Origin of the sequence: Burkholderia sp. Ac-20345 (assembly GCF_017104825.1) — a bacterium.
GTDB lineage: Bacteria > Pseudomonadota > Gammaproteobacteria > Burkholderiales > Burkholderiaceae > Burkholderia > Burkholderia lata_B.
This window is the reverse complement of sequence record NZ_JAAGPO010000288.1, coordinates 1-9602: the sequence shown is the minus strand read 5'-3', so window position 1 is coordinate 9602 and position 9602 is coordinate 1. Positions and strand designations below refer to the sequence as shown.

The 9602-nt window shown below is 68.2% G+C and carries 10 protein-coding genes and 2 pseudogenes; 6 read left to right on the top strand and 6 right to left on the bottom strand.

Translation table 11 applies throughout. The features are described 5' to 3' along the window. Both G3O06_RS44345 and G3O06_RS44340 read right to left on the bottom strand, forming a co-directional pair. Window positions 1-889: pseudogene (locus G3O06_RS44345) on the bottom strand (hypothetical protein); the annotation flags it as partial. Window positions 890-917: 28 nt separating this feature from the next. Beyond that, the gene (locus G3O06_RS44340) at window positions 918-2732 is read right to left on the bottom strand and encodes an autotransporter assembly complex family protein (RefSeq protein ID WP_205819860.1); all 1815 of its coding nucleotides are present in this window, start codon (window positions 2730-2732) and stop codon (window positions 918-920) included. A 266-nt stretch (window positions 2733-2998) separates the two neighbouring features. On the opposite strand from G3O06_RS44340, the gene G3O06_RS44335 reads away from it, so the two are divergent. The 4 genes from G3O06_RS44335 (at window position 2999) to panD (ending at window position 5601) form a co-directional block, all read left to right on the top strand. Then, a complete protein-coding gene (locus G3O06_RS44335; RefSeq protein ID WP_174916416.1) occupies window positions 2999-3187 on the top strand; it encodes a DUF3460 family protein in 189 nt (62 codons plus the stop codon). Between the two features lie 4 nt (window positions 3188-3191). Next, window positions 3192-4064, top strand: a complete 873-nt coding sequence (locus G3O06_RS44330) for a ScpA family protein (RefSeq protein ID WP_174916415.1) — start codon at window positions 3192-3194, stop codon at window positions 4062-4064. A 265-nt stretch (window positions 4065-4329) separates the two neighbouring features. Continuing rightward, on the top strand, window positions 4330-5169 hold the full coding sequence (panC, locus tag G3O06_RS44325) for a pantoate--beta-alanine ligase (RefSeq protein WP_174967713.1): 840 nt from the start codon (window positions 4330-4332) through the stop codon (window positions 5167-5169). Window positions 5170-5214: 45 nt separating this feature from the next. After that, window positions 5215-5601 (top strand): aspartate 1-decarboxylase, encoded by a 387-nt coding sequence (gene panD / locus G3O06_RS44320; RefSeq protein WP_039368025.1) that lies wholly within the window; start codon window positions 5215-5217, stop codon window positions 5599-5601. 131 nt (window positions 5602-5732) lie between these two features. On the opposite strand, the gene G3O06_RS44315 is transcribed toward panD, so the two are convergent. The 4 genes from G3O06_RS44315 to G3O06_RS44300 all read right to left on the bottom strand — a co-directional run bounded on the left by G3O06_RS44315 (window position 5733) and on the right by G3O06_RS44300 (window position 8825). Beyond that, complete coding sequence (locus G3O06_RS44315; protein WP_205819859.1) at window positions 5733-6401, bottom strand: ParA family protein; 669 nt, start codon at window positions 6399-6401, stop codon at window positions 5733-5735. A gap of 136 nt (window positions 6402-6537) precedes the next feature. Beyond that, on the bottom strand, window positions 6538-6951 hold the full coding sequence (locus G3O06_RS44310) for a DoxX family protein (protein WP_205819858.1): 414 nt from the start codon (window positions 6949-6951) through the stop codon (window positions 6538-6540). 149 nt (window positions 6952-7100) lie between these two features. Further along, a complete protein-coding gene (locus G3O06_RS44305; RefSeq protein ID WP_174916411.1) occupies window positions 7101-7241 on the bottom strand; it encodes a hypothetical protein in 141 nt (46 codons plus the stop codon). A gap of 81 nt (window positions 7242-7322) precedes the next feature. After that, window positions 7323-8825, bottom strand: coding sequence for a cobyric acid synthase (locus tag G3O06_RS44300; RefSeq protein ID WP_205819857.1), 1503 nt, complete (start codon window positions 8823-8825; stop codon window positions 7323-7325). A gap of 74 nt (window positions 8826-8899) precedes the next feature. Here G3O06_RS44300 and cobU point away from each other — a divergent pair, with 74 nt between their 5' ends. Both cobU and G3O06_RS44290 read left to right on the top strand, forming a co-directional pair. Beyond that, complete coding sequence (gene cobU / locus G3O06_RS44295; RefSeq protein WP_205819856.1) at window positions 8900-9454, top strand: bifunctional adenosylcobinamide kinase/adenosylcobinamide-phosphate guanylyltransferase; 555 nt, start codon at window positions 8900-8902, stop codon at window positions 9452-9454. Continuing rightward, window positions 9448-9602, top strand: a pseudogene (locus G3O06_RS44290) (cobalamin biosynthesis protein); the annotation flags it as partial. The gene cobU and the pseudogene G3O06_RS44290, both read left to right, overlap by 7 nt.

Sequence of the window (9602 nt, the reverse complement as noted above, 5' to 3'; positions counted from 1 at the left end):
CCTGCGGGTTCACGTGATCGAACGCGAGCGACGCGCGCGTGAGCGGCACCGCGCCGAACGGCGCGGCCTCGACGTGCGCGCGCCCGTTCAGCTTCATCCCGCTCGCGTCGACGTCGGCAACGAGCGCCTCGAGCGAGCCCGACACGCGCGCGCGCGCATCGACCGGCTCGTCGGACAGCTTGCCCGCATAAGTGGCTTCGCCCGTCAGCGCGAACGGCTTCACGCCGTCGAGCTTCGCGCGCGCGGTCAGCGCGCCGTACGGCGTATCGATGCCGTCGAGCACGAGTTCATGGTGACGGCCGTCGCTGCGGCCGTTCAGCGCGATATGGTCGAGCTGCGTCGTCGACCCGCCATCGTGGATCGCAAGGTGATCGACGCGCAGGTCGTCGATGCGCAACTGCAGCGGCAGGCTCAGGTCCTGCGGCGTCGTACTCGGCGTCGACGGCCCCGGCGGGATTCGCACGTCGATCGTGCCGGCGCGAAGATAGGCGATGGACAACCGCCACGGCGCGCGGGTCAGCGCCCAGCGGCCGTCGAGCCGGTCGATGCGGATTTCGGTGCCGGTGCCGTCGGGGCTCGTCCACGCGAATCCGCGCAACCGCACGCCGGTCGCGAGCGAGCCGCCGTCGAGCGTGCCCGCGAGCCGCGCGCCGAGCACGCGCTCGGCCACCTGCCACGCGAGCCGCGTGCCGTGCTCGGTCGTCACCGCGGCCAGCACGAGCCCGATCGCCAGCACGACGAGCAGCACGACCGTCGCGAGCGTCCATGCGACGAAACGCCCGATACGCGCAACGGGCCCGCGACGCGGCGTACGCGGCGGCGCGTCGGGCGCACCGTCGGGCGAGTCCGGATCGTGAGGCGGCGGCGTGTCGTTCGGGTCCTTCGTCATGCGGTTCGTCGTCGATGAAACGGTACGGTCAGAAAGCGATGCCGAGCGTCAGGTACGGGCGCACGCTATGGTTGCGCAACCCGTACGCGACGTCGACGTTGATCGGGCCGACGGGGCTGCGCCAGCGCGCGCCGATGCCGACACCCGGGTAGAACACGCGCTCGCCCCACGCATCGGTGGCGGTGCCGATGTCGAAGAACGTCGCGGCGCCCCAGTCGCGGTTGAACCAGTGCTGGTATTCGGCGGTGCCGGTCATCAGGTACTTGGTCGGCAGCACGGAGCCGTCGACGCTGTTGCCGATGCTCTGGTAGCCGTAGCCGCGCACCGAGTTCGAGCCGCCCGCGCGGAACAGCAGCGACGCCGGCACGCCGGTCGAGCTGCCGCTCGTGAACACGCCGCCGAGCTCCGCGCGGAACACGAACAGGTCGCGCTTGCCGATCGGCAGGTACTGCTGGCCGCGCGCGTAGCCGCGGATGAAGGTCTGGTCGGTCGCCACGCCCTTGATCGCGAAGCCGGCCTCGGCGTGGATCAGGTTGCCCGAACGCGGGAACAGCGGATCGTCGACGTTGCGGCGCGTCCACGCCCATTGCGGCACGAGCGCGCGGCTCGTGGTCGGACCCGCGCCGTTCTGGTCGAGCCGGTCCTGGTAGTACATCAGCGAATACGAATAGTCGATGAACTGGCCGGTGCGCGTGCGCTGCACGCCGACCCGCGCGCTGTAGATGCGCGTGTCCGACACGTTGGTGTTCGTGTACGACGCGAGCACGCTGTTGGTCCAGCCCTTCTCTCCCGGCGGCATCGACAGCTGGACCTGCCCGTATTGCTGGATCTGGTCGAGCCGGCCCGACACGGTCAGCGGCCACGCGGCGCCGAACGTGTCGAGATACGTATAGGAGCCCTGCACATGCGGCCCGGTATCGGTGGCAAAGCCGACGCCGCCGCGGATGTTGTTGTACGGGAACTCGCTGACCTTCACGTGCACGGGCGTGCGCTCGGGCTTCGCCGTATCGTCGCCGACGTCGATCGCGACGCTCGCGTAGTACGGCGTGTTCTGCAACTGCCGCTGCAGTTCGGTGATCCGCTGCACGTCGTAGATCTCGCCTTCCGACAGCGGATTGACGTTCGTGACGATCTTTTCCGGATAGCGCCGCACGCCGTCGACGTCGACCTTGCCGATCGTAAACGTCGGGCCGCTGTCGAACGTGACCGCGAGCGTCGCGCGCTGCGTGCGCGGGTCGACGCGCGCCTCCGACGATGTGATCTTTGCGCCGAGATAGCGGCGCGACTGCAGTTGCCTGAGCGCGGCGCCCTTCGCGCCGTCCCAGTCGGACTGCGTGAACGGATCGCCCGGCTTCAGCGAAAACGCGAAACGGGTCGCGGCTTCCTGCTTCGGATCCTCGGTGTCGACGGGCCCCTTGAACGTCAGGTCGACGGTCGACACGACGGTCTGCTTGCCCGGATCGACCGCGATGCGCACGTCGCGCTTGCCGTCCCGCGTGCGCACGTCGGTGCGCACGACCGGCGAGAAATAGCCGGCGGTAGCGGTCAGGTCGCGCACCTGCTGCGGCGTGGCGGTGACGAGGAAGTCGAACTGGTCGTCGCTGATGTCGTCGCGCTTCGCGAAGCGCGCGATATCGAGATGCGACTTGAGCAGCTTGCGAACCGAGCTCGGCGCGTCGATGTCGACGTCGTACTTCGCGTGGGCCGGCAGCGCAAAGAACGCAGCAACGCAACCCGCGAGGGTCACCCGCGCGGCGCGGGCCGCGGCGCCGGCGCGATTGCATTCCACGCGCGGGCCCGCGTCATGTGCCGTGTGTGCTTGCTGGTTCGACTGCCCCGCCAAATATGACCTCGCCCTCGGTTATCACGGTTTTGTGGAAAACCCTGTATTTGACCACAGGGTGCCGGCGTCAAATCTTAATGTTTGTAAACCGCGGCGCGAGCAAGCGTGGCCGCAACGTCATGCCTGACGGCGCGCTCCCGGGTGCCGCCTGCACGCCAGCCCGCGGATTCGACGCGCGATTGACGCCGACCGTTCCCGCGATGCGGTAAAATCCCGCCATCGTGAATCCGGCGCATCGTGCGCCGCCCGAAACGGAAAACCCAGCCATGCCGTACCAGTCCGATGTCACGCAGTTCCTGAACCAGCTCAAGCAGCAGAAGCCGACGCTCGAGGAAGAGCAGCGCAAGGGCCGTTCCCTGCTGTGGGACAAGCAGCCGATCGACCTCGAAGAGCGCGCCGAGCAACAGGATTCGCGCGTGAAGCAAACGTCGTACGTCTACTACCAGAACTTCTGACGACGTGAGCGCCGCCGACGAGGCCAGCGCCGCCCGGCAGGACGACGCGATCGCCGCGCCCGCGGGCGCCGATTCGACGCCCGACACGGTCGACGGTGTCGCGGCATTCGCTCGCCTGTACGGCGAGCCGCTCTTCAAGCTGCCGCAGGATCTCTACATCCCGCCCGATGCGCTCGAGATCTTCCTCGAGACCTTCGAAGGCCCGCTCGACCTGCTGCTCTACCTGATCCGCAAGCAGAACTTCAACGTGCTCGACATCCCGATGGCGCAGGTCACCGCGCAATATCTGGGCTACGTCGACCAGATCCGCACGTCGAACCTCGAGCTCGCGGCCGAGTACCTGCTGATGGCCGCGATGCTGATCGAGATCAAGTCGCGGATGCTGCTGCCGGTCAAGAAGGCCGACACCGGCGAGGAAGCCGAAGATCCGCGCGCCGAACTCGTGCGCCGCCTGCTCGAATACGAGCAGATGAAGCTCGCCGCGCAACGGCTCGACCAGCTGCCGCAGCTCGGCCGCGACTTCCTGCGCGCCGAGGTCTACATCGAGCAGAGCGTCACGCCGCGTTTCCCCGACGTGGATTCGGACGACCTGCGTGCCGCATGGGCCGACGTGCTCAAGCGTGCGAAGCTCGTCCAGCACCACAAGATCTCCCGCGAGGAGCTGTCGGTGCGCGAACACATGAGCCTGATCCTGCGCCGGCTGCAGAACGCGCGTTTCATGGAGTTTGCCGAGCTGTTCGACACGTCGCGTGGCGTGCCGGTCGTCGTCGTGAATTTCATCGCGATGCTCGAACTCGCGCGCGAATCGCTCCTCGAGATCACGCAGGCTGAGCCGTTCGCGCCGATCTACGTGCGTCTCGCGTACCTGCCCGCGTAACGCCCGCGCCCGCCCTTCCCGCTCTCCCGATTCATCCCGGCACGCTCGCCGCTTCGCCGGAGCCCGGCGCGGTCGCGCGAGTGGTTGCAGGCACGCCCGATTAAAAAGTGAACGACCGTTCTTTTTTCGATGCGTTTGGCGGCCAAATCCTCTACAATCCGCCGACGCCCGATGCGCCGCCCGCGCGCCGGCGTTCTCCGCTTCGACCCCGACGCCGCTGCTGCGGCGCCAACGCGCGCCAGCGCGAGGAACCCGCTACCCGATCATGAAAGTCATCAGCTCGATCCATGAACTGCGCGACCAGCTGCGCGGACAGAACCGCACGGCGTTCGTGCCGACGATGGGCAACCTGCACGAAGGGCACCTGTCGCTGATGCGCCTCGCGCGCCAGCACGGCGACCCGGTCGTGGCGAGCATCTTCGTCAACCGGCTGCAATTCGGCCCGAACGAGGATTTCGACAAGTATCCGCGCACGCTCCAGGACGATATCGAGAAGCTGCAGAAGGAAAACGTCTACGTGCTGTTCGCGCCGACCGAGCGCGACATGTACCCGGAACCGCAGGAATACCGCGTGCTGCCGCCGGACGATCTCGGCGGGATCCTCGAAGGTGAATTCCGGCCCGGCTTCTTCACCGGCGTGTGCACGGTCGTGGCGAAGCTGATGGCCTGCGTGCAGCCGCGCGTCGCCGTGTTCGGCAAGAAGGACTACCAGCAGCTGATGATCGTGCGCCGCATGTGCCAGCAGCTCGCGCTGCCGGTCGAGATCATCGCCGCCGAAACCGTGCGCGACGAGGACGGCCTCGCGCTGTCGTCGCGCAATCGCTACCTGTCGGCCGACGAGCGCAACGAAGCGCCCGAACTCGCAAAGACGCTGCAGCGCCTCCGCGAAAGCGTGCTCGGCGGCGAGCGCGACCTCGGCAAGCTCGAAGAAATAGCCCGCACGCATCTGGCCGGCCGCGGCTGGGCGCCCGACTACATCTCGATCCGCCGCCGCGCGAACCTGATCGCGCCGGACGCGGCCCAGCTCGAAGCCGGCGAACCGCTCGTCGTCGTCGCCGCCGCGAAGCTCGGCGCGACGCGCCTCATCGATAACCTGGAAATCTGACGGGCCGCCCCGCCCGCGCCTCTCACGACGCATCACGGAGACATCATGCAGCGCCACATGCTCAAATCGAAGATCCACCGCGCGGCCGTCACGCATTGCGAGCTGCACTACGAAGGCTCGTGCGCGATCGACGAAGACCTGCTCGAAGCATCGGGCATCATCGAGAACGAACGCATCGACATCTGGAACATCAACAACGGCGAGCGCTTCTCGACGTACGCGATCAAGGGTGAGCGCGGCAGCGGGATGATCTCGCTGAACGGCTCGGCCGCGCGTCGCGCGCAGCTCGGCGACCTCGTGATCATCGCGGCATTCGCGATGGTCGACGAAGCCGAACTGCAGGCGGGCTGGAAGCCGAAGCTCGTGTTCATCGACGACGGCAACAAGATCAAGGGCCACCGCGATCACGTGCCGACGCAGAACTGGACCTGACCTGACCGGCCGCCCGCGTGCCCTCGCGCGCGGGAGTGGCCGCGCCGCTTGTGGTCGAAGGGCCGGATTCCGTACTCGACGGAATCCGGCCCTTTCTCATTTCATCGTGCGCCGGCCCGGCGGCCGCGCGATCAGGACGCCTTGGCGGCCTTTTCCGTCTTCTCTGCCTTCGGCGCCCGGCGTTCGGCCCATTCGACGATCGGCCGCCACTGTTCGAGATCCTTCTCGACCCGGCTCTTCGCGACGTCCCACAGCGTGAGGCCGTGCGCGGCGATCTGCACGTAGTTCTGCGTGTCGCGCACATAGCCGAGCACCGGCAGGCCGAGCCCTTCGACGAACCGGTGAAGCTGGTCCGACGAGCGCGTGCGCGCATCGACCCGCATCCCGACGATCCCGACCTCGACGCTGCCCTTGCGCACGGCCTTCTCGCCGGCGAGGCGCTCCAGAAACTGTTGCGTGGCCAGAATATCGAACATCGACGGCTGCAGCGGCACGATCACCTTGTCGGCCAGTTGCAGCGCAACGTTGAGCCGGTTGCCGTGCAGGCCGGCCGGCGTATCGATCACCGCATATTCGAGGCCGCGCGGCGGCTTCGTCGGCGCGTCCGGATCGAGCTCCCATGCCTCGATCGCCGGCAATCCGGCCGGCCGCAGGTTGAGCCACGCATGCGCGGACTGCTGCCGGTCCAGGTCGGCGAGCGCGACCCACGCGCCCTGCGCCGCGAAATAGCCGGCAAGATTGGTGGACAGCGTGCTCTTCCCCACGCCGCCCTTCGGATTCGCCACCACGATCACCGTCATGAATTCCCCCGAAAAGACCGCGCGGCGCCCGCCGCATGGCAGGCGCTGCTCGATTGCGGATACAGGGAGCGATGATATCGGCAAACCGGGTATCACCGAAACGGGTTGCGCCGCACCATGTGGGCTTGCCTACCCCTTACGCACGCTGAACCGCGGCCGCCCGTGCGCCGAGCGCGAACGCGCCGCCGCCCAGCAGCGCCTGCACGGCAAGCGTGACGGCCCAGAACGCCGGATATTCCCAGCCGCCGTGCGGTGACGTGAAGCTCCAGCCGTTCGGCAGATGCGTGGCGGTCGCGCCGAGCATGAACGGCAGCAGCACGAGCGCGGCGACGCGCACACGGAAGCCCGCGAGCAGCGCCAGGCCGCCGGCCAGTTCGACGAACGTCGTCAGGTACGCGAGCCAGCCCGGCAGGCCGATCGACGCAAAGAACTGCGCGGTGCCGGGCAGCGTGAAGACGAACACCTTCTGCGCGACGTGCGCGAGGTACAGCACGCCGAGCGCGACGCGCAGCAGGGTTGCGGCGAAATCGTTGAGGCGATTGGGGTTCATGGCGAATTCCTTCGTGAGTGGTGTGAATGGATTGCACTCTATTCGAACCAATTCGACCGATAAACGCGCAAATTCGCTTTAACTGATTCCAATCAGGAGTTAATCGGGACGTAAAAAGGGGCATGACCGATCATGCCCCGCAACCTGCTTCAGTAACCGCTTTTGCCTTGTGTGGCGTCGCCGGAACCGGACTGGCTGCCGCCCGGTGCGTACGAATCGCACGCGTGCGCAACCGCCGACACGCCCAACAGCGCCGCGAGCAGCACGCTCCACCACCATCGAGCCTTCATCGTCGCACTCCTCCAGGCGGACATCCGCCCTCCTGTGTTGTACGCGATCCGGCGGAAAAAGCGAGCACGGCCCGCGCCGCGTCAACGAAACTCGGCGTACAGCGCGTCGAGGTCGAGATGGTCGGCGAACGTGTCGGCCAGCCGCTCGAGCGATGCCTCGCGCAGCGCCGGATAGTCGATGCGCTCCGCGCCGTCGAGCCCGGCCCACGCGAGCAGCGCCGTGCAGGCGTCGGGCGAGTCGAACAGCCCGTGCACGTAGGTCGCGAGGATCTGGCCATCGGCAGAAACCGCGCCGTCAGGGCGTGTGCCGTCCTGCGCGGCGTCGGCTGCCAGCGCCAGCGCGGGCGAGGCGAGCGCGGGCCCGTGCGTGTCGCCCATGTGGATCTCGTAGCCGCGCACCACGGCCCCGCCCGGCAGCGCGAGATGCCCCGTGACGTTCTTCAGCGTCTTGTCGGGCTGCAGCGTCGTGTCGAAATCGAGCAACCCGAGCCCCGGCACGTTGCCGGGCGCCCCTTCGAGGCCGAGCGGATCGTCGAGCGTGCGGCCGAGCATTTGCATCCCGCCGCAGATGCCGATCACCTTGCCGCCGTAGCGCAGGTGCCGACGGATCAGCGTGTCCCAGCCCGCGTCGCGCAGCCATGCCAGATCGCGCTGCACACTCTTCGAACCGGGCAGGATCAGGAGGTCGGCATCCGGCACGGGGCCGCTCTTCCAGTACGTGAATTCCACCTGCGGATGCGCGCGCAGCGGATCGAAATCGGTGTGGTTGCTGATGCGTGGCAGCGCCGGCACGACGACACGCAGCACGCCGGCGTCGCCCCGTGCGGCGGCGCTGCGCGCCTGTGCGGGCAGCATGTCCTCGGCGTCGAGCAGCAGGCCGTGCAGGTACGGCAGCACGCCGAACACGGGCTTGCCCGTTTGCGCGCGCAGCCAGTCGAGCCCCGGTTCGAGCAGCTTGAAGTCGCCACGGAAGCGGTTGATCACGAAGCCGCGCACACGTGCGCGCTCGCTGTCAGACAGGCACGCGAGCGTGCCGACCAGGTGCGCGAACACGCCGCCGCGGTCGATGTCGGCGACCAGCACGACCGGGCAGTCGACGCGTTCGGCAAATCCCATGTTCGCGATGTCGCCGTCGCGCAGGTTGATCTCCGCCGGGCTGCCCGCACCCTCGACGATCACCGTGTCGTAGCCGGCGCGCAGGCGTGCGTATGACTCGAGCACTGCCTCGAACGCGACCGGCTTGTAGTCGTGATACGCGCGCGCATTGAGGTTCATGCGTGCCTTGCCGTGAATGATCACCTGCGCGCCGCGGTCGCTCGTCGGCTTCAGCAGCACGGGGTTGAAATCCGTATGCGGCGCAACGCCCGCGGCCAGTGCCTGCAGCGCCTGCGCGCGGCCGATCTCGCCGCCGTCGGCCGTCACTGCGCTGTTGAGCGCCATGTTCTGCGGCTTGAACGGCGCAACGCGCGCGCCGGCGCGGCGCGCCAGCCGGCACAGGCCCGCGACCAGCGTGCTCTTGCCCGCGTCGGACGTCGTGCCCTGGATCATCAGCGTGCCGCGCGGCCGCGGTTCGGGTGCATTCATCGTGTAAAAGTCGTCGCGAAGCAAAGGCCGCATTATCCCCCGCGCCGGTATGCCCGCGCCGTTACAATCACGCGATGATTCCGCACGACCTCACCTTCGTCCTCGGCGGCGCGCGCTCGGGCAAGAGCGCGCACGCCGAGCGGCTCGCCGCCGACAGCGGCCGCCCCGTCACCTACATCGCGACCGCAACCGCCGCCGATGCCGAATTCGCGCAGCGCATCGCGCACCATCGCGCGCGCCGGCCGGCCGAATGGGGTTTCGCCGACGCGCCCGTCGATCTCGCCGGTACGCTCACGCGGCTCGACGATCCGCACGCGTGCCTGCTCGTCGATTGCCTGACGCTGTGGCTCACGAACCTGCTGTGCCCGGCCGACGGCGAACCGCTCGACGATGCGCAGTACGCGGCGCAGGTCGACCGGCTCGAACAGGCGTTGCGCGGCGCACGCGCGAAGGTCATCGTCGTCAGCAACGAGATCGGGCTCGGCGTCGTGCCGCTCGGGTCGGTCACGCGCCGCTATGTCGATGAACTCGGGCGCCTGAACCAGCGTGTCGCCGCGCTCGCGACGCGCGTGACGCTGCTCGTCGCCGGGCTGCCGCTCGACCTCAAGACGGGAGCACCGTCATGCTGATGCTGTCGCTGCCCGTCGTCGCGATGTTCGCGGTCGCGGCCGCGATCGTCGACCGCGCGATCGGCGAACCGGCCGGCTGGCATCCGCTCGTCGCATTCGGCCGTCTCGCCGCGCGTATCGAAGGCGCGCTGAACACGGGCCGCCGCGA

Coding starts and splice junctions, on each gene's coding strand:
- G3O06_RS44335 (WP_174916416.1), top strand. CDS start 2,999: ATGCCGTACCAGTCCGATGTCACGCAGTTCCTGAACCAGCTCAAGCAG.
- panC (WP_174967713.1), top strand. CDS start 4,330: ATGAAAGTCATCAGCTCGATCCATGAACTGCGCGACCAGCTGCGCGGA.
- G3O06_RS44305 (WP_174916411.1), bottom strand. CDS start 7,241: ATGAAGGCTCGATGGTGGTGGAGCGTGCTGCTCGCGGCGCTGTTGGGC.
- G3O06_RS44315 (WP_205819859.1), bottom strand. CDS start 6,401: ATGACGGTGATCGTGGTGGCGAATCCGAAGGGCGGCGTGGGGAAGAGC.
- G3O06_RS44300 (WP_205819857.1), bottom strand. CDS start 8,825: ATGAATGCACCCGAACCGCGGCCGCGCGGCACGCTGATGATCCAGGGC.
- cobU (WP_205819856.1), top strand. CDS start 8,900: ATGATTCCGCACGACCTCACCTTCGTCCTCGGCGGCGCGCGCTCGGGC.
- G3O06_RS44310 (WP_205819858.1), bottom strand. CDS start 6,951: ATGAACCCCAATCGCCTCAACGATTTCGCCGCAACCCTGCTGCGCGTC.
- panD (WP_039368025.1), top strand. CDS start 5,215: ATGCAGCGCCACATGCTCAAATCGAAGATCCACCGCGCGGCCGTCACG.